Source organism: Streptomyces sp. 4N124 (assembly GCF_052245395.1).
Taxonomy (GTDB): domain Bacteria; phylum Actinomycetota; class Actinomycetes; order Streptomycetales; family Streptomycetaceae; genus Streptomyces.
In genome coordinates, this window is the sequence record NZ_JBQQBS010000007.1 from 1 (window position 1) to 18854 (window position 18854).

18 protein-coding genes, 2 rRNA genes and 1 riboswitch are annotated in these 18854 nt (G+C 68.7%); of the genes, 13 read left to right on the forward strand and 7 right to left on the reverse strand.

Going from position 1 to position 18854, the window contains the following annotated elements; translation table 11 throughout:
- From ACTWQO_RS08900 to ACTWQO_RS08955, 12 genes are all read left to right on the forward strand, one after another.
- Positions 1 to 96, forward strand: a 23S ribosomal RNA gene (locus ACTWQO_RS08900); the annotation flags it as partial.
- Positions 97 to 168: 72 nt separating this feature from the next.
- Positions 169 to 285, forward strand: a 5S ribosomal RNA gene (rrf, locus tag ACTWQO_RS08905).
- A 108-nt stretch (positions 286 to 393) separates the two neighbouring features.
- Complete coding sequence (locus tag ACTWQO_RS08910; RefSeq protein ID WP_210570956.1) at positions 394 to 1005, forward strand: CDP-alcohol phosphatidyltransferase family protein; 612 nt, start codon at positions 394 to 396, stop codon at positions 1003 to 1005.
- 115 nt (positions 1006 to 1120) lie between these two features.
- On the forward strand, positions 1121 to 3616 hold the full coding sequence (locus tag ACTWQO_RS08915; RefSeq protein ID WP_443236666.1) for a sugar phosphate nucleotidyltransferase: 2496 nt from the start codon (positions 1121 to 1123) through the stop codon (positions 3614 to 3616).
- A 167-nt stretch (positions 3617 to 3783) separates the two neighbouring features.
- Complete coding sequence (locus ACTWQO_RS08920; protein ID WP_443236667.1) at positions 3784 to 4614, forward strand: DUF881 domain-containing protein; 831 nt, start codon at positions 3784 to 3786, stop codon at positions 4612 to 4614.
- Complete coding sequence (locus ACTWQO_RS08925; protein ID WP_003988855.1) at positions 4611 to 4943, forward strand: small basic family protein; 333 nt, start codon at positions 4611 to 4613, stop codon at positions 4941 to 4943. Before ACTWQO_RS08920 ends, ACTWQO_RS08925 begins: the two co-directional genes overlap by 4 nt.
- Before the next feature lie 5 nt (positions 4944 to 4948).
- The gene (locus tag ACTWQO_RS08930; protein ID WP_443236668.1) at positions 4949 to 5797 is read left to right on the forward strand and encodes a DUF881 domain-containing protein; all 849 of its coding nucleotides are present in this window, start codon (positions 4949 to 4951) and stop codon (positions 5795 to 5797) included.
- A 130-nt stretch (positions 5798 to 5927) separates the two neighbouring features.
- Positions 5928 to 6818, forward strand: a complete 891-nt coding sequence (locus ACTWQO_RS08935; RefSeq protein ID WP_443236669.1) for an FHA domain-containing protein — start codon at positions 5928 to 5930, stop codon at positions 6816 to 6818.
- A gap of 44 nt (positions 6819 to 6862) precedes the next feature.
- On the forward strand, positions 6863 to 7600 hold the full coding sequence (gene ftsR / locus ACTWQO_RS08940) for a transcriptional regulator FtsR (RefSeq protein WP_443236670.1): 738 nt from the start codon (positions 6863 to 6865) through the stop codon (positions 7598 to 7600).
- Between the two features lie 85 nt (positions 7601 to 7685).
- A complete protein-coding gene (locus ACTWQO_RS08945; protein WP_004002801.1) occupies positions 7686 to 8159 on the forward strand; it encodes a bifunctional nuclease family protein in 474 nt (157 codons plus the stop codon).
- A 259-nt stretch (positions 8160 to 8418) separates the two neighbouring features.
- The gene (locus ACTWQO_RS08950; protein ID WP_443236671.1) at positions 8419 to 9063 is read left to right on the forward strand and encodes a MerR family transcriptional regulator; all 645 of its coding nucleotides are present in this window, start codon (positions 8419 to 8421) and stop codon (positions 9061 to 9063) included.
- 57 nt (positions 9064 to 9120) lie between these two features.
- Complete coding sequence (locus ACTWQO_RS08955) at positions 9121 to 10587, forward strand: DNA polymerase IV (RefSeq protein ID WP_443236672.1); 1467 nt, start codon at positions 9121 to 9123, stop codon at positions 10585 to 10587.
- On the opposite strand, the gene ACTWQO_RS08960 is transcribed toward ACTWQO_RS08955, so the two are convergent.
- The gene (locus ACTWQO_RS08960) at positions 10509 to 10880 is read right to left on the reverse strand and encodes a PRC-barrel domain-containing protein (protein ID WP_443236673.1); all 372 of its coding nucleotides are present in this window, start codon (positions 10878 to 10880) and stop codon (positions 10509 to 10511) included. The genes ACTWQO_RS08955 and ACTWQO_RS08960 overlap by 79 nt on opposite strands.
- A gap of 113 nt (positions 10881 to 10993) precedes the next feature.
- Positions 10994 to 11089, forward strand: a riboswitch (glycine riboswitch).
- Between the two features lie 175 nt (positions 11090 to 11264).
- Here ACTWQO_RS08960 and gcvP point away from each other — a divergent pair.
- On the forward strand, positions 11265 to 14150 hold the full coding sequence (gene gcvP, locus ACTWQO_RS08965) for an aminomethyl-transferring glycine dehydrogenase (RefSeq protein WP_443236674.1): 2886 nt from the start codon (positions 11265 to 11267) through the stop codon (positions 14148 to 14150).
- Positions 14151 to 14198: 48 nt separating this feature from the next.
- On the opposite strand, the gene ACTWQO_RS08970 is transcribed toward gcvP, so the two are convergent.
- The 6 genes from ACTWQO_RS08970 to ACTWQO_RS08995 form a co-directional block, all read right to left on the reverse strand.
- Positions 14199 to 14618 (reverse strand): TOBE domain-containing protein, encoded by a 420-nt coding sequence (locus ACTWQO_RS08970; protein ID WP_443236675.1) that lies wholly within the window; start codon positions 14616 to 14618, stop codon positions 14199 to 14201.
- A gap of 27 nt (positions 14619 to 14645) precedes the next feature.
- Entirely contained in the window at positions 14646 to 15737 is a 1092-nt protein-coding gene (locus ACTWQO_RS08975; protein WP_443236676.1) for an ABC transporter ATP-binding protein, read from the reverse strand.
- Positions 15738 to 15882: 145 nt separating this feature from the next.
- Complete coding sequence (locus tag ACTWQO_RS08980) at positions 15883 to 16701, reverse strand: ABC transporter permease (RefSeq protein WP_443236892.1); 819 nt, start codon at positions 16699 to 16701, stop codon at positions 15883 to 15885.
- Positions 16702 to 16718: 17 nt separating this feature from the next.
- Entirely contained in the window at positions 16719 to 17537 is an 819-nt protein-coding gene (gene modA, locus ACTWQO_RS08985; RefSeq protein ID WP_443236677.1) for a molybdate ABC transporter substrate-binding protein, read from the reverse strand.
- 165 nt (positions 17538 to 17702) lie between these two features.
- Complete coding sequence (locus ACTWQO_RS08990) at positions 17703 to 18098, reverse strand: TOBE domain-containing protein (RefSeq protein ID WP_443236678.1); 396 nt, start codon at positions 18096 to 18098, stop codon at positions 17703 to 17705.
- Between the two features lie 57 nt (positions 18099 to 18155).
- The gene (locus ACTWQO_RS08995; protein WP_443236679.1) at positions 18156 to 18683 is read right to left on the reverse strand and encodes a hypothetical protein; all 528 of its coding nucleotides are present in this window, start codon (positions 18681 to 18683) and stop codon (positions 18156 to 18158) included.
- Positions 18684 to 18854 lie beyond the last annotated feature (171 nt).

Here is an 18854-nt window from a genome sequence, read left to right on the forward strand (position 1 = left end):
TAAGGCTCCCAGTAGACGACTGGGTTGATAGGCCGGATCTGGAAGCCCTGTAAGGGGTGGAGGTGACCGGTACTAATAGGCCGAGGGCTTGTCCTCAGTTGCTCGCGTCCACTGTGTTAGTTCTGAGGCAACGACCGTGTCATGTTTCCGGTCGAAACTTCATAGTGTTTCGGTGGTCATAGCGTGAGGGAAACGCCCGGTTACATTCCGAACCCGGAAGCTAAGCCTTACAGCGCCGATGGTACTGCAGGGGGGACCCTGTGGGAGAGTAGGACACCGCCGAACTCCTTTTACAGCTCTGGCTCTTGGGCATCATGCCCAAGAGCCAGAGCTTTTTTGCGTTGAGGTAAGGTCAGGGAGCATCGTTGGCTCGTTCCCACAGGAGGCTCCCGGGTGGAGGTCCAGGAGACCCGCGTCCAGACAGACCGGGTCCTCACCATCCCCAACATCCTGAGCATGGCTCGCCTTGTCGGCGTGCCTGTTTTCCTGTGGCTGATCCTCAGGCCCGAGTTCGGAGGGCCCAAGAGCGATGGTTGGGCGCTCCTCGTGCTGATGCTCAGCGGGGTGAGCGACTACCTGGACGGCAAGCTCGCACGGCGTTGGAACCAGATCAGCAGCCTTGGTCGGCTTCTTGATCCCGCTGCGGACCGGCTCTACATTCTCTCGACGCTGGTCGGACTCACCTGGCGGGAGATTCTGCCGATCTGGTTGACCGCTGTACTTTTGGCGCGAGAGTTGGTCCTGCTGGTCATGGTGGGCATCCTCAGGCGCCATGGCTATCCGCCCCCGCAGGTGAACTTCCTGGGCAAGGCGGCCACGTTCAACTTGATGTACGCCTTCCCTCTGCTGTTGCTCAGTGACGGAAGTGGATGGATCTCGTCACTCGCTGCTATTTTCGGCTGGGCGTTCGCCGGATGGGGTACAACGCTGTACTGGTGGGCAGGAGTCCTCTACGTGGTACAAGTCCGCCGGCTGATCCGTGCGGACGCAGCCATGGCCGATTGAACTCGCGGATTGAGGCGGGCGTAGTCCCGCGATGGCCCGCGACGGAAATATGCGGGACAATCTGGGCGGGTGAAGTCGGCTAGACAGTCGTCTCTTCGAGGAGGACGCTTCCGACATGAAGGCCGTCGTGATGGCCGGAGGCGAAGGCACACGCCTTCGCCCTATGACCTCAAGCATGCCCAAGCCGCTCCTGCCTGTGGCCAACCGCCCGATCATGGAGCATGTTCTGCGGCTGCTCAAAAGGCATGGGCTCACCGAGACCGTCGTCACCGTCCAGTTCCTGGCCTCGCTGGTCAAGAACTATTTCGGTGACGGTGAGGAGCTCGGAATGGAGCTCACCTATGCCAACGAGGAGAAGCCACTCGGTACTGCCGGAAGCGTCAAGAACGCCGAGGAGGCGTTGAAGGATGATGCTTTCCTCGTCATCTCCGGCGATGCACTGACCGACTTCGATCTCACGGAACTGATCCGTTTCCACAAGGAGAAGGGCGCACTGGTCACCGTCTGTCTGACGCGTGTGCCCAATCCGCTGGAATTCGGTATCACCATCGTCGACGAAGAAGGCCGGGTCGAGCGGTTCCTTGAGAAACCGACCTGGGGCCAGGTCTTCTCGGACACCGTGAACACCGGTATCTACGTCATGGAGCCCGAGGTCTTCGACTATGTCGAGCCCGATGTGCCCGTCGACTGGTCCGGCGATGTCTTCCCTCAGCTGATGAAGGAGGGCAAGCCTGTCTTCGGCTATATCGCCGAGGGCTACTGGGAGGACGTCGGCACTCACGAGAGTTATGTGAAGGCGCAGGCCGACGTCCTGGAAGGCAAGGTCGACGTCGAGCTCGACGGCTTCGAGATCTCGCCGGGGGTGTGGGTGGCGGAGGGCGCCGAGGTGCATGCCGACGCCGTGCTCCGCGGTCCCCTCTATATCGGGGACTACGCCAAAGTCGAGGCCGGCGCCGAAATTCGAGAGCACACGGTCGTGGGCTCGAACGTGGTCGTCAAGAGCGGGGCGTTTCTGCACAAGGCCGTGGTCCACGACAACGTGTACGTGGGGCAGCACAGCAACTTGCGTGGCTGTGTCGTCGGCAAGAACACCGACATCATGCGCGCGGCCCGGATCGAGGACGGCGCCGTGATCGGCGACGAGTGCCTGATCGGTGAAGAATCGATCGTTCAGGGCAACGTTCGCGTCTACCCCTTCAAGACCATCGAGGCTGGTGCCTTCGTCAACACCTCGGTGATCTGGGAGTCCAGGGGCCAGGCACATCTGTTTGGGGCTCGTGGGGTCTCCGGAATCCTGAATGTGGAGATCACACCCGAACTCGCTGTGCGGCTCGCCGGCGCCTATGCCACGACCCTCAAGAAGGGCTCCACGGTCACTACGGCCCGCGACCACTCGCGTGGTGCACGGGCGCTGAAGCGGGCGGTCATTTCCGCACTGCAGGCCAGCGCCATCGACGTACGAGATCTGGAGAACGTACCGCTGCCCGTGGCGCGGCAGCAGACCGCGCGGGGCAGTGCCGGTGGAATCATGATCCGGACCACTCCAGGGGTGCCGGACTCCGTGGACATCATGTTCTTCGACGGACAGGGTGCCGACCTTTCGCAGGGCAGCCAGCGGAAGTTGGACCGGGTGTTCGCGCGGCAGGAGTACCGGCGGGCGTTCCCGGGTGAGATCGGTGATCTGCACTTCCCGGCCAGCGTCTTTGATTCGTACACCGGGTCACTGCTGCGGAATGTCGACACGACCGGGATCACCGAGTCCGGGCTCAAGGTCGTCGTGGACGCCTCGAACGGCAGCGCGGGGCTGGTGCTGCCGAGCCTGCTCGGCAAGTTGGGCGTGGACTCGCTGACGATCAATCCTGGTCTGGATGAGTCCAGGCCCACGGAGACGGCGGATGCGCGGCGGTCGGGTCTGGTGCGGCTGGGAGAGATCGTGGCGTCCGCCCGGGCCGCGTTCGGGGTGCGGTTCGATCCTGTCGGAGAGCGGCTTTCGCTGGTCGACGAGAAGGGACGGATCGTCGAGGACGACCGGGCGTTGCTCGTCATGCTCGACCTGGTGGCCGCGGAGCGGCGCAGCGGGCGTGTGGCGCTGCCGGTGACGACCACGAGGATCGCCGAGCAGGTGGCGGCGTACCACGGGACGCAGGTCGAGTGGACGACCACCTCGCCCGACGATCTGACCCGGGTCGGACGCGACGACTCGACGATCTTCGGCGGGGACGGCCGGGGTGGGTTCATCATTCCGGAGTTCAGCAGTGTCTTCGACGGTACGGCGGCCTTCGTGCGCCTGATCGGGCTGGTCGCGCGGACGCAGCTCACGCTCAGCCAGATCGATGCGCGGATTCCGCGGGCGCATGTCATCAAGCGGGATCTGGCGACGCCCTGGGCCGTCAAGGGACTTGTCATGCGGCGGGTCGTGGAGGCTGCCGGAGACCGCTTCGTGGACACCACGGACGGAGTGCGGGTGGTGGAGACCGACGGGCGCTGGGTGATGGTGCTGCCCGACCCGGCCGAGGCGGTCACGCACCTCTGGGCAGAGGGTCCCGACGACGCCTCCGCGCAGGCCCTGCTCGACGAGTGGTCGGCGGTCGTGGACAGCGCCGGACGCTGAAAAACGCAGCACGCGCGCGTGCCGGACAAGTGTCCTCAAGGGGGCCTGTCCGGCACGCCGGTGGGGCCATTCGGAGGTAGTGGCGGCGACATGCGACGATGTGCGGCATGCCGCAGCAGCCCCCCGTTCGGAGCACACCCACGCGCCCTGCGCGTCCGGATGCCTCCATGTCGCTGCTCACCAATGTCATGGACCACAGCCTCGACGACGGATACGCCGAAGCGGCGGCCCGGAAAGCGGCCGCTGGCGGCATGCCCAAGACCCTCAGGGCGAAACTGGGCCTTGCGGTCGGTCTGGTGCTGGCGGCTCTCGTCGTCACCGTCGGAGCCGCACAGGCGCGTGTCGCCGCTCCTGTCGTGGCGAAGGAGCGCGAGGAACTGATCGACCGCATCGACCGTGAGACCACGGCCGCGGACCAACTCGAGGACGACGTCGACCAGCTGCGCGACGAGGTGAGTACGCGGCAGCGCGAGGCTCTGAAGCGGAGCGGCGGCAGTGATCAGGCGGAGTTGGTGGGTCTGCTGTCGGGGGCCACGGAGGTGCACGGCCCCGGTGTGAAGCTGGTCGTCGACGACGCCGAGGAAGCGTCGACCGGCGGTGACGGTGATCCACGTGAGACCTCCGGGTTCTCCGACACCGGACGGGTGCGCGACCGTGACATGCAGCGCGTGGTGAACGGGCTGTGGGAGTCGGGGGCCGAAGCCGTCTCCATCAACGGGCAGCGGCTGACGGCGCTGTCGGCGATCAGGGCCGCCGGTGACGCGATACTGGTCGACAACAAGCCGCTGGTGCCGCCGTACACGGTGCTCGCGGTGGGGGACGGGGAGCGGCTGAGCACCAGGTTCCAGAACAGCGCCGACGGGCTGTATCTGAATGCCCTGCAGGAGAACTACGGCATCCGGACCTCCATCTCCGCGCAGGAGGACCTCCGGCTGCCCGCCGCACCGAGCGTGACCGTACGAACAGCACAGCCGAAAACCGAGAAGGGCACATCGTGATCGCCGTACTGGGCCTCGTCGTGGGAGTCGTGGCCGGCCTGTTGGTCCGGCCGGAGGTTCCGGCGGTCGTCGAGCCTTATCTGCCGATCGCCGTCGTGGCGGCGCTCGACGCCGTCTTCGGGGGTCTGCGGGCCATGCTCGACGGCATCTTCGACGACAAGGTCTTCGTCGTGTCGTTCCTGTCCAACGTTGTCGTGGCCGCGTTGATCGTGTTCCTGGGCGACAAGCTGGGCGTCGGGGCCCAGCTGTCCACCGGCGTCGTCGTGGTCCTCGGCATCCGCATCTTCTCCAACGCCGCCGCGATCCGGCGGCATGTGTTCCGGGCGTGAGGGCGATGAGCGACAAGGACGAGGCGGCGGAGAACAGGCTGCGCAAGGAGCTCCCCGAAGAGCTTCCCGCGGTGGCTGGCCATGCAGAGGAAACGCCGGCTGAGGACACCCCCGTTGCGGCGGAGCCCGAGCTGACCGGACGGCAGCGGCTGGTGCAGGGGATCTGGCCGCCGCGCGTCACCAGGGCCCAACTCATCGTCGCCCTGCTGCTGTTCGGCCTCGGCTTCGGCCTGGCCGTCCAGGTGGCCTCCAACAGTGACGGCGACAGTGCCCTGCGCGGTGCGCGTCAGGAGGATCTCGTTCGCATCCTCGATGAACTGGATGACCGTACCCAGCGTCTTGAGGACGAGAAGCAGGGGCTCGAGAAGCAGCGTGACGAGCTGGAGAACAGCTCGGACCAGGCCGAGGAGGCCCGGAAGCAGACAGTCGAGAAGGAGCGGCAACTCGGCATCCTGGCGGGCACGGTGGCCGCGCAGGGGCCGGGCATCACGGTGACCATCGACGATACGAAGGGGACGGTCGAGGCGGACATGCTGCTCGACGCGATCCAGGAGCTGCGCGCGGCCGGCGCGGAGGCGATCCAGGTGAACGGCGTACGGGTCGTCGCCGGCACTTACCTGACGGACTCCGGCAACAGCGTGAGCGTCGACGGGAACAAGATCAACGCTCCCTATCGTTTCAAGGTCATCGGCAAGCCGCAGGACCTCGAACCGGCGCTCAACATCCCAGGAGGCGTGGTGCAGACTCTCGAGAAGGAGCAGGCCACCGTGAGCGTCGAGCGGTCCAGCAAGATCGTTGTGGACGCCTTGCGAGCGGCGAAGCGGCCTGACTACGCTCGGTCGTCCTCCCAGTGAACCGGGGGTGCATGGGGGACGTCCGGCCAGGGCAAGACGTTGCGGGGGGTCGGCGCACCGAATGGGTGGTGCGTGGTGGAAACTGTCTGGTGGATACGGACGTTGTGAGGATGTCCGGGTCGACCGGTGAGTGCAATCAGGGTTCGTCCTGCCCCACGGGCGGGTCTGTTTCGGTCAAGGGGAATCGCCCGTGAAGTTGTTTGCGAAGTTGTTCGGCAAGAGCGCGCGAGAGGGTCGTGAAAACGCCACGGCTCGTCATCGCGCGCAGCCCGACGCGGAAGGTCAGCGCCCGCTGTTCCGGGACCAGGTCCCTGGTCCGGGAGGTGACATTTCGGGAGGTCAGGGCGCGCCGTCTGTTGACCCTGCGCAGTCCGGCGGCATAGGTTTCGGGCAACCGTCAACCTCAGGTGCGGGTGGAGGATTTTCCGCCGACCCGTACGCGTCCAACGCCCCGGCGGGGCAGCCGCGGCAGGAGGATCCGTCCATGTCGGCCCTGGTATGTACGAGGTGCGGTAACCGCAACGCGGAGAACAGCCGCTTCTGCTCCAATTGCGGTGCCCCGCTGCGGTCCGGGGCCGCGGCTGAGCGTCCGTCCGAGACGACCTCCACGATCTCCATCTCCGGCCTTGAGGCGTACGACGCCGAGGTCACCGGCCAGACGCAGATGCCGATGCTCTCCCCGGAGGCGCAGGCGGCCGTCGACGCGCTGCCGCTGGGCTCGGCGCTGCTGGTGGTGCGCCGCGGGCCGAACTCCGGCAGCCGCTTCCTCCTGGACAGCGACCTGACCACCGCCGGGCGGCACCCGCAGAGCGACATCTTCCTGGACGACGTGACGGTCTCCCGGCGGCATGTGGAGTTCCGGCGCGGCCCCGACGGCTCGTTCACGGTGGCCGACGTGGGCAGTCTGAACGGCACGTATGTCAACCGCGAGCGCATCGACCAGGTCGCCCTGTCGAACGGTGACGAGGTGCAGATCGGCAAGTACCGGCTGGTCTTCTACGCGAGCCAGCGGGGCTACTGACCCTCCCCCGGGCGCCGTCCGGGGGGACTCCCCAGGGAAGGTCCATGCTTCAAACACCGAGCGGCGGTGCCGGAGCCGGTACCGCCGCCACGGACAGTGGGCTGATGAGCATCGGCACGGTGCTGAGCGTGCTGCGCGACGAGTTCCCGGAAGTCACCATCTCCAAGATCCGTTTCCTGGAGTCGGAGGGGCTGATCGAGCCGCAGCGGACACCCTCGGGGTACCGCAAGTTCAGCGCGGACGACGTCGAGCGCCTCGGCCATGTGCTGAGGATGCAGCGGGACCACTATCTGCCGCTCAAGGTGATCCGCGAGCACCTGGACGCGATAGCCCGCGGGGAGGCCGTACAACTGCCCGCGCTGGCACGCCAGCGTGACGGTGAAGCCGTGGTCGAGGCCTCCGAGGCTCCCATGGCGGCCCGGATCGGCCGGGCCGAACTGCTCGCCGCCGCGGAGATCTGCGAGCGGGAGCTGGAGGAGTGGGAGGCGTACGGCCTTATCGCTCCGCTGCCGGACGGGGCGTACGACGCGGAGGCGGTCACAGTTGCGTCGCTCGTCTCCGAGCTGGGGCGGTTCGGGATCGAGCCGCGCCATCTGCGGGCCATGAAGGCCGCCGCGGACCGCGAGGCCGGGCTGGTGGACCAGGTCGTGGCCCCACTCAAGCGGCACCGCAATCCGCAGACCAGGGCGCATGCGGAGGCGCGTACCAAGGAACTGGCTGTGCTGACCGTGAAGCTGCACGCCGCGCTGGTGAAGACCGCGCTGGGAGTGCGGTTGCCCTGAGGCTGCCGGGTCGCGGGCGTCCGGATGCGGCACCCGTTTTCGGCCCGACTACCCAAACGTCCCGGGCACGGCCTAGGGTTGCTGTGTGAACGAGCTCGATGTCGTAGGTGTCCGGGTCGAAATGCCCTCCAACCAACCGATCGTGCTCCTGCGCGAAGTGGGAGGCGACCGTTACCTCCCCATCTGGATCGGCCCGGGGGAGGCGACGGCCATCGCTTTCGCCCAGCAGGGCATGGCCCCCGCACGACCGCTGACCCACGACCTGTTCAAGGACGTGCTGGAGGCCGTCGGCCAGGAGCTCACCGAAGTGCGCATCACGGATCTGCGTGAGGGCGTCTTCTACGCCGAGCTGGTCTTCGCCAGCGGCGTCGAGGTGAGCGCCCGCCCGTCCGATGCCATAGCGCTGGCCCTGCGCACCGGGACGCCGATCTACGGCAGCGACGGCGTGCTCGACGACGCGGGGATCGCGATCCCGGACGAGCAGGAGGACGAGGTGGAGAAGTTCCGCGAGTTCCTCGACCAGATCTCGCCCGAGGACTTCGGCACCAGCAGCCAGTGAGACGCGGCAGCCTGCGGACGCAGCCCCCTGTCGGGTCGGTCGATACCTCGCGGTGGCGCGAAATGCCGGCATGTGCCATGGGCGCGTGAGAGCGTCGGTCAAGCTCCCCCCGAGGGCATTCGGCTAGCCTTTCCCCGCGGTGGGGTACGGGAAACCACTCCTAGGGTGATTATCACTCGGCGTGCCGAGTGTGGCGATCGTTGACGCACCCCTGGTGACTGCCTACCGTCGAGAAGGCAGGTCAAGGACGGAGGTCGGCGTGAGAAGCAGCGGCGACGGTACGGCTGGGGGTGCTCCCGGATATGGCCCGGGGGCGAGCGGTCCGTACCCGCTTCACGGCAGCGCGGCCGATCACGCTCCGCAGCACATGGCGGCCGTGCCCAGCAGCGGAGGGGCGACGTCCATGGCGTCCGAGCAGATCGGCTACCGCGGTCCGACGGCCTGTGCGGCCGCGGGCATCACCTACCGGCAACTCGACTACTGGGCGCGCACCGGGCTGGTCGAGCCGAGCGTGCGGCCCGCGCACGGGTCCGGCACGCAGCGTCTGTACAGCTTCCGGGACGTCGTCGTCCTGAAGATCGTCAAGCGGTTCCTGGACACCGGGGTGTCGCTGCAGAACATCCGCACCGCCGTCCTGCACCTCAGGGAACGCGGGTTCCGCGACCTGGAGCGCATGACGCTGATGAGCGACGGCGCCACGGTCTACGAGTGCACCTCGCCCGACGAGGTCCACGCGCTGCTCCAAGGCGGCCAGGGCATCTTCGGGATCGCCGTGGGCGTCGTGTGGCGGGACGTCGAGAGCGCGCTCTCGCAGCTGCACGGGGAGCGGATCGACACCGGTGAGACGCTCGTCGGGAACAATCCGGCCGACGAACTGGCGCGGCGGCGGAACCGGGCGGTCTGAGCCCCGTTCAACAGCGGTTCACGGGCATTGTCAGTGGCGTAGGGCAGCATCGGACATGTGAGAACCGCGCCCACGATCCTGCATCTCGACATGGATGCCTTCTTCGCCTCGGCGGAGCAGGCATCCAAGCCGAGCTTGCGCGGGAAGCCCGTCATCGTGGGCGGGCTCGGGCTCCGGGGTGTGGTGGCGACATGTTCCTACGAGGCGCGTGTCTTCGGGGTTCACTCGGCGATGCCGATGGCGCAGGCCCGGAGGCTCGCGCCGAACGCCGCGTATCTCGTGCCGAGGTTCGGGTTCTACCGGTCGATCAGTGAGCAGGTGATGGGGCTGCTGGGGGATCTGTCGCCGCTGGTGGAGCCGCTGAGCCTGGACGAGGCGTTCGTCGATCTGGAGGCCGGTGGGGCGGCCTGGGACGAGGCGTCCGCGCGGCTGGCCGGGGTGAAGCTGCGGGCCGACATACGGGCCGTCACCGGGCTCACCGGGTCGGTCGGACTCGCCGCCTCCAAGATGCTCGCGAAGATCGCCTCGGAGCAGGCCAAGCCCGACGGTCTGGTGGTGATCGAGCCGGGGAGCGAGCGGGCGCTGCTCGGGCCCATGTCGGTGCGGACGCTGCCGGGGGTCGGACCGGCGACGGGCGACCATCTGCGGCGGGCCGGGATCACCACGGTCGACGAGATCGCCGAAGCGGGCGAGGACGAGCTCGTACGACTGCTGGGCAACGCTCATGGACACGCGCTGTACGCCATGGCGCTGGCGCGCGACGACCGGCCCGTGGTGGCCGAGCGGGAGACCAAGTCGGTGTCGGTCGAGGACACCTATGACGTGGACATTCACGACCGGGTCCGGGTCGGTCTGGAGGTGCAGCGGCTCGCCGACCGGTGTGTGCGGCGGCTGCGCGGGGCCGGGCTGTCCGGGCGGACCATCGTGCTGAAGGTGCGGCGGTACGACTTCTCCACGCTGACTCGGTCGGAGACCCTGCGCGGGCCCACGGACGACCCCGGGGTGGTGCGGGAGGCCGCGGCCCGGCTGCTGGAGTCCGTGGACACCACGGGCGGGGTGCGACTGCTGGGCGTGGGCGTCAGCGGGCTCGCCGACTACACGCAGGAGGACCTGTTCGCACAGGCGGCGGGGGAGCTGGCGGAGAGTGAAGTGGAGGAGCCTGTGCCCGGCGAACCGGCCGAGGTGCAGCCGACGCCCGTGGAGCGGCGGTGGCCGGCGGGGCATGACGTACGACATGGCGAGTACGGGCACGGATGGGTGCAGGGCAGTGGGCTCGGGCGGGTCACCGTGCGGTTTGAGACGCCCGACTCCGAGCCCGGGAGGGTCCGGACCTTCCGGGTCGACGATCCCGAGCTGGTGCCGGCGGATCCGTTGCCGCTGGTGCCGCGAAGACCCGACGCGCCGGAAGAGTCTGAGGTGCCGGAGGAGCCCGCGGTGCCTCCGGTTCAGGTGTCGTCCGTGCCGGCCAGCTTGCCGAAGTCGCGGTCCGGGAGCGAGGGCGGTGGGGCGACGTCGAGGCCGTAGTGGTGGTAGAGCTGGAGTTCCTGCTCCGGTGAGAGGTGGCGGCCGACGCCGAAGTCGGGGGCGTCCTTGATCAGGGCGCGGTCGAAGGGCACATGCAGGGCCCCCTCTATCAGCTCGCTGGGCTCCAGTGGGACGAAGGCGTCCCTGCTGAACAGGCCGGTGCGTATGGCGGCCCACTCCGGCACTCCGGTGGCGTCGTCGAGGTAGACCTCGTCGATGGTGCCGATCTTGGTGCCACTGCGGTCGAACGCCTTGCGGCCGATCAGGTTGCGCGGATCGATGTCGGTCTGCACGGGCCCTCCAATTGGTCGCAACTCATCCGTAAGCACTACAAAAGAGCAGATTCACCAAGGTGGCCACTCGAAGGTTGCGGCGTTGACCTCGCTGGTACTCTGGCAGCGGCTGCTGACCCCGTGCGGGAGAGTCCTCCGGACACCACCGGAGGCGCCGAAGGAGCAAATCCTCCCCGGAATCTCTCAGGCTCACGTACCGCACGGACGAGGTCACTCTGGAAAGCAGGGCGGGTGTCGACGGCTTCCGCTCTCACCGACGGTGAAAGCCGGGTGCCCTTGGGCGTCCGGTGAAGCTCTCAGGTTGAGATGACAGAGGGGGAGGCCGTCCGGGCACCCGCGCCGTGGTGTCCCTCAAAGGTCGTGTCAGACCAGGAGGCCTCCGCAATGACCGCCCATCGCATTCCGCTCTCCGAGCTCGAACAGGGAATCCCCTTCGAGCAGCGCCACATCGGGCCCGACCAGGAGGCGCGGGCCAAGATGCTCGCGCAGGTCGGCTACGGCTCCCTCGACGAGCTGACCGCCGCCGCGGTGCCGGATGTGATCAAGAACGCCGACGACCTGGAGTTGCCGGGCGCGCGCACCGAGGCCGAGGTGCTGGCCGAGCTGCGCACGCTGGCCGACCGCAACCAGGTGCTCGGCTCCATGATCGGGCTCGGGTACTACGGGACCTTCACGCCGCCTGTCATCCTGCGCAACGTCATGGAGAACCCGGCCTGGTACACGGCCTACACGCCGTACCAGCCGGAGATCTCCCAGGGGCGGCTAGAGGCGCTGCTCAACTTCCAGACCATGGTCGCCGACCTCACCGGGCTGCCGACCTCCGGTGCCTCGCTGCTCGACGAAGGCACGGCCGCCGCCGAGGCGATGGCGCTCTCCCGGCGGATGGGCAAGAACAAGAAGGGCCTGTTCCTGGTCGACGCGGACGCGCTGCCGCAGACCATCGCCGTGATCGAGACGCGGGCCGAGCCGACCGGCGTCGAGGTTGTCGTCGCCGACCTCAGCGAGGGCATCCCGGCCGAGCTCGCCGAGCGTGAGATCAACGGCGTGCTGATCCAGTACCCGGGCGCCTCCGGTGCCGTACGCGACATCAAGCCGGTCATCGACCAGGCGCACGGGCTGGGCGCGCTTGTCACCGTCGCCGCCGATCTGCTCGCGCTGACGCTGCTGAAGTCGCCGGGTGAGCTGGGTGCCGACATCGCGGTCGGTACGACGCAGCGGTTCGGTGTGCCGATGGGCTTCGGCGGGCCGCACGCCGGCTACATGGCCGTACACGAGAAGTTCGCGCGCAGCCTGCCCGGACGGCTGGTGGGCGTGTCCGTCGACGCGGACGGGCACAAGGCGTACCGGCTCGCGCTGCAGACGCGTGAGCAGCACATCCGCCGAGAGAAGGCGACCAGCAACATCTGCACCGCTCAGGTGCTGCTTGCCGTGATGGCCGGAATGTACGCCGTCTACCACGGGCCCGAGGGGCTGAAGGGCATCGCTCGCCGGACGCACCGGTATGCGTCGATCCTCGCCGAGGGGCTGCGGAGTGGTGGTGCCGAGGTCGTCCACGGCGCTTACTTCGACACCGTCACCGTCCGGGTTCCGGGGCGGGCTGCCGAGGTCGTCGCGGCCGCGCGTGAGAACGGCGTCAACCTGCGGCTGGTGGACGCCGACCTCGTGTCGATCGCCTGCGACGAGACCACGAATCGGGCCCAAGTGGGCGCCGTATGGACCGCGTTCGGGGTCGAGGCCGACATCGAGGCGCTGGACGCCGCTGCGGCGGACTCGCTGCCGGACGTGCTGCTGCGCGCCGACGAGTACCTGACCCACCCCGTCTTCCACCAGCACCGTTCCGAGACCGCGATGCTGCGCTATCTGCGCCGGCTCGCCGACCGGGACTACGCGCTGGACCGCGGCATGATTCCGCTGGGCTCCTGCACCATGAAGCTCAACGCCACGACCGAGATGGAGCCGGTCACCTGGCCCGAGTTCGGGCAGCTGCACCCCTTCGCGCCCGCCGAGCAGGCGCAGGGCTACCTCACGCTCATCCGTGAGCTGGAGGAGCGGCTCGCCGAGGTCACCGGGTACGACAAGGTGTCGCTGCAGCCCAACGCCGGTTCGCAGGGCGAGTTCGCCGGGCTGCTCGCCGTACGCGGGTATCACCGGGCCAACGGCGACGAGCAGCGGACCGTGTGCCTCATTCCGTCCTCGGCGCACGGGACCAACGCCGCCAGTGCCGTCATGGCCGGGATGAAGGTCGTCGTCGTGAAGACCGCCGAGGACGGCGAGATCGACGTGGCGGATCTGCGGGCGAAGATCGAGCAGTACCGCGACGAGCTCTCGGTGCTGATGATCACGTACCCGTCGACGCATGGTGTGTTCGAGGAGCATGTCGCCGACATCTGCGCGCAGGTGCATGAGGCGGGTGGCCAGGTGTACGTCGACGGCGCCAACCTCAACGCCCTGGTGGGGCTTGCCAAGCCGGGGCACTTCGGCGGTGACGTCTCGCATCTGAATCTGCACAAGACCTTCTGCATTCCGCACGGTGGTGGCGGCCCGGGCGTCGGGCCCGTCGGTGTGCGTGCGCACCTGGCGCCGTATCTGCCGAACCACCCGCTGCAGCCTGCCGCCGGTCCGGAGACGGGTGTCGGGCCGATCTCGGCCGCGCCCTGGGGCTCCGCCGGGATCCTGCCGATCTCGTGGGCGTACGTCCGGCTCATGGGCGGCGAGGGGCTCAAGCGGGCCACGCAGGTGGCGGTGCTCAGCGCCAACTACATCGCCAAGCGGCTCGAGCCGCACTACCCGGTGCTCTACACCGGTCCCGGCGGGCTGGTCGCGCACGAGTGCATCATCGATCTGCGGCCGCTGACCAAGGCGACCGGCGTGAGCGTCGACGATGTCGCCAAGCGGCTGATCGACTACGGGTTCCACGCGCCGACGATGTCGTTCCCGGTGGCCGGGACGCTGATGATCGAGCCGACCGAGTCCGAGGATCTGATCGAACTCGACCGGTTCTGCGAGGCGATGATCGCCATACGGGCGGAAATCGAGAAGGTCGGGTCGGGCGAGTGGCCCGCGGACGACAACCCCCTGCGGAACGCGCCGCACACCGCGGCCGCGCTCGGCGGGGAGTGGAAGCACGCGTACACGCGCGAGGAGGCCGTCTTCCCGGAGGGCGTCTCGGCGTCCGGGAAGTACTGGCCGCCGGTGCGACGGATCGACCAGGCCTTCGGTGACCGGAACCTGGTGTGCTCCTGCCCGCCGCTGGACGAGTACGAGGACTGAGCCGTACGTCATCGGGGGCTCCGCCGTCATGGCGGAGCCCCCGATGCGTCATGCGGTCGCCAGTGAGACCTCGGTCGACTTGATCAAGGCGACCACCGGCGTACCCGGCGACAGGCCCAGGTCCGCGGCGGCCTCCTTGGTGATCGCGGCGGTCAGTTCGCCGCCCTCGACGCCGATCTTCACGGAAGCCATCGCGTTCCCGGTGGTGATGTCGGTGACCATGCCGGGGAGCTGGTTGCGGATGGACAGGCCCTCGACTGGGGCGGTGGCCAAGGACACCTCCGTCGACTTCACGAGGGCGCGGACGGCGGAGCCCGGGGCGAGGCCGAGGTCGGTCACGGCTTCCAGCGTGATCGCCGAGGTGAGGCTCTGGCCGCCGGTGAGGCGGACGCCGACGGTTGCCATCACCTCGCCGGGTGTGACGGTGACGACCGTGCCGGGGAGCTGGTTGCGGATGCTCAGGGTCATGGGCATCAACCTAGGGCTCCGGGCGGCTCATGCCGGGTATGCGTGGGTCTGCGTCGCCTTGACCGTTGCCCACACCGGGGCCCCCGGGTGCAGGTCGAGTTCGGCGGCGGCGACCGTGGTGAGGTCGGCGGCGAGCGGGAGTTCGCCGGTGAGGTCCGTGCGGATCTGGTCGCCGTGGGTTTCCAGGCCGGCCACTTCGCAGCGCCACAGGTTGCGGGCGCTGGAGCCGGTGGGGCGGTCGCGGTGGAGGGTGACCGCGCTGGGAGGGAAGGCGACGAAGACCGGTCCGGCGAGGTCTTCCGTGGTGGTGATGGCCGGGCCGCTGTCGAGGTGGACCGTGTGGCCCGCTGCCTGTCCCTTGTAGAGGTTCAGGCCCACCAGTTGGGCGATGTAGTCCGTGCGGGGATGGCGGGCGATGTCGGACGGGGTGCCCTCCTGGACGACTTGGCCCTGTTCGATGACGACCAGTCGGTCGGCCAGCACCATGGCGTCCAGTGGGTCATGGGTGACCAGGACGGCGACCGCCTCGAAGTCGGCGAGGTGGCGGCGGAGTTGGGCACGGACTTCGAGGCGGGTACGGGCGTCCAGGGCGGCGAGGGGTTCGTCGAGGAGGAGCAGGCGGGGGCGGGTGGCGAGGGCGCGGGCGAGGGCTACGCGTTGGGCCTGGCCGCCGGAGAGGTTGCGGGGCTTGGCGGTGGTGTGGGCGGTGAGGCCCATGCGGTCCAGCCACTCGGCTGCCTGGGCGCGGGCCTCGGTCTTGGTGGCGCCATGGCAGCGGGGGCCGAAGGCGACGTTGTCCAGGGCGGTGAGGTGGGGGAAGAGGAGGTAGTCCTGGAAGACGACGCCGACCGGGCGGGTTTCCGGGGGTGTGTGGTGCAACTCCGTGCCGTCCAGGAGGAGATGGCCGGAGGTGAGGGGGGTGAGGCCGGCGAGGGTGCGGAGGGCGGTGGTTTTGCCTGCGCCGTTGGGGCCGAGTAGGGCGACTACCTCGCCGGGGGCGGCGGTGAGGGTGATGTTCAGGTGGAACAGGCCGCGGGTGACGACCAGGTGGGCGTCCAGGCCGCCGGTGTTTGTGCGGCTGGTGAGCTCGTCGGGGGGTGTTTTGGCGAAGTCGGTCATGGGGTGCACGTCCGAGGGGTGGGCGCGGTGCGAAACGCTCCGCGGCGAGTGCAGCGATAGGCCGTCGATCGTCTGCCGGGCCCGTTGTGGCTGGTCGCGCAGTTCCCCGCGCCCCTTTCCGGCGTTGCCGAACCGCAGGTGGTCCTCATGACGGCGTCATCCATCGGTCCCGTAGGCCTGCCAGGACTGCGATGGAGACGGTCAGGAGGACCAGGCTCAGGGCGATGGCGGCTGCTGGGTCGTTTTGGAGGGCGAGGTAGACCGCGAGGGGCATTGTCTGGGTGCGGCCGGGGAAGTTGCCGGCGAAAGTGATCGTCGCGCCGAACTCGCCGAGGGCGCGGGCCCAGGCCAGGACCGAGCCTGCTGCGATGCCCGGGGCGATGAGGGGCAGGGTGACCCGGCGGAATGCCGTGAAGCGGGAGGCGCCGAGTGTGGTGGCTGCCTCCTCGTAGCGGGGGTCGGCAGCCCGTAGCGTGCCCTCCACGCTGATCACGAGGAACGGCATCGCCACGAATGTCTCCGCCAGGATCACGCCGGTGGTGGTGAAGGGGAGCGTGATGCCGAACCACTCGTCGAGCCATTGGCCGACGACGCCGTTGCGGCCGAGTGCCAGCAGAAGGGCCACGCCGCCCACCACCGGGGGCAGGACGAGCGGCAGGGTGACCAGGGCGCGGACCAGGCCCCGGCCGGGGAAGTCCGTGCGGGCCAGCAGCCAGGCCAGTGGGACGCCGATGACCAGGCTCAGTGCCGTCGCCGCCGTGGCGCACACCAGCGACAGGCGCAGCGCCTCCCACACCTCGGTGCTGGTCAGCTGCTCGGGCAGGGTGCGCCAGGGCGTCCGTACGAGCAGGGCGACGAGGGGGAGCAGCAGGAACGCCAGGCCGATGAGGGCCGGGACCAGCAGGGGGAGCGGCACCAGGCGGGGGCGGGTGCGGGTGCGCGTACGGGCGCGCCCGCTCTCGATCGTCTCGGCCGGCGCTCTCACGGCTTGAGGAACCCCGCCTCGGTCAGGACCCGCTGGCCCGCGGCCGACTTCACCAGCTCCATGAACGCCTTCGCAGCCTCCGGGTTGGGGGCGTCGTTGAGGAGGGTGATCGGGTAGTCGTTGATGGCTTCGGCCGACTCGGGGAAGTCCACGCCCTCCACCTTGTCACCCGCCGCCTTCACATCGGTCTTGTAGACGACGGCGGCGTCCGCCTCCTTCAGCTCGACCTTCGTCAGGGCGCTCTTCACGTCCTGCTCGTACGAGACCGGGGTGAGCTTCAGGTCACTGGCCTGCAGGGCCTTCTCCGCGGCGGCGCCGCACGGCACCGTCTTGTCACACAGGACCACCTTCAGGCCGGACTTGGTGAGGTCCTTGAGGGAGGCGATCTTGTCGGGGTTGCCCGGCAGGGTGGCGATCTCCAGCTGGTTGCGGACGAAGGTGGACGGGGTGCCGTCCGCGGCCTTCGCGTCCGTCACGATCGCCATCGTCCTGGCGCTGGCCGCGGCGAAGACATCGGCCGGGGCGCCGCCCGTGATGCTCGCGGCGAGGCTGTCGCTGCCGCCGAAGCTGAAGGTGACCTTCGTGCCCGGGTGCTCCGTCTCGAACTCCTTGCCCAGGGCCGTGAAGCTCTCCTTGAGGGAGGCGGCGGCGAAGACGGTGACGGTGCCGGACAACTTCGGCGACCCCGATGACGAGGGGTCGGAATCCGCTGCGGAGTCGGACGAGGAGGAGCAAGCCGTCAGGGCCAGCAGCAGGGCGGCTCCTGCGCCGGCCGCCTGCAGGGTCCGGCGGGTCCGGCGCGCGGAACGGGTCATCACAGGTCCACTCCCTCTGTCTCCCGGCGAGGTTCCCAAGGGTCCCCGGCTCTTCCCGATGCGTCGATCATACTGGCGCATATGCGAGGCGTAAGTCTCCTGTCGCATTGCATGAGCGGGGGAGAGTGGGGGTGGATGTTCGTATGTGCGGAGGTCCAGCTGCGCTCAGGCGCGGTCGATGTGCACGTTCGTCGACTTCACGCGGGCCGTGGCCTCCATGCCCACCTCCAGGCCCAGTTCCTCGACGGCCTCGCGAGTGAGCAGGGAGACGAGTCGGTGCGGGCCGGCCTGGATCTCGACCTGGGCGGCGACGTCGCCGAGTTTGATCGCGGTGACGATGCCGGGGAACGCGTTGCGGACCGAGGTGTGCGGGGTCTCCTCGTCGCCGGTTCCCGTCTTCGCGAGTTCGACCGAGAACGCGGCCAGGTCCCGTCCGTCGATGAGCCTTCGCCCGCTGTCGTCGCGATGGGTCGCCATCCGGCCCGCGTCCGCCCAGCGGCGTGCGGTGTCCGGGCTCACGCCGAGCAGCCGAGCCGCCTGGCCGATCGTGTAGGACTGCATGCCGGTCACGATAGGGCGGGGAGCGGGCGGTGGTGGACGTGGGGTTGCCCGACGTCCTCAAGAAATCCCCGAAGCCCTGAGTACGGCCTGCGCGGTCTCGTCGTCGATTCGGTGCCGGAGCCGGAGCAGGACGTCGGAGTCCTTGGAGTTCCGGCACAGCGTGCCGCATTCGAGGGAGCGCCGGACGCCGGTGTCGAGTTCGTGCCAGAGGAGGGGGTTGGCGATCAGGACGCGGGGGTCGAGTTCCAGGCGGTGACCGTGGGCGTCGCGCAGGATCAGGTGCGAGGAGACGTCGCCGTACTGGCGTACCGCGACCAGCGCGTCCGTATGGACCGTGTGGCTTGTCAGCGGGCCGCGGGCGGTGAGCCAGCCGGGGCCCGCGGTGATGCGCTGGGGGAGGAGGACCGCGAAGACCGTGGCCGCGAGGGTGAGCCACAGCAGGGTGCGGGGCGGGGTGAGGGTGTGTGCGTCCCAGTCGACGGCCAGGGCCATCGCGCCGAAGGCGAGAGCGCACGCCCCCGCGAACCGGACGTCGCCGTGCCAGTGGCGGTCGCCGGCCGGGCTCGGCGGTCCGCTCGGTCGCATGGGCCGACGGTAGGGCCTCGGTCGTACGGCGGCGGTGTCGTTGACGGGGTTCTGGCGCCGTACGGCCGCATTTTGACGCGATCCCAGCGCACGGCAGGGCGATCCCCGGATACGGGATTCCTCCGGGTGTCCTAGGCGGTGTCTTCAAATGATCTTGAGCGGTGGACCATG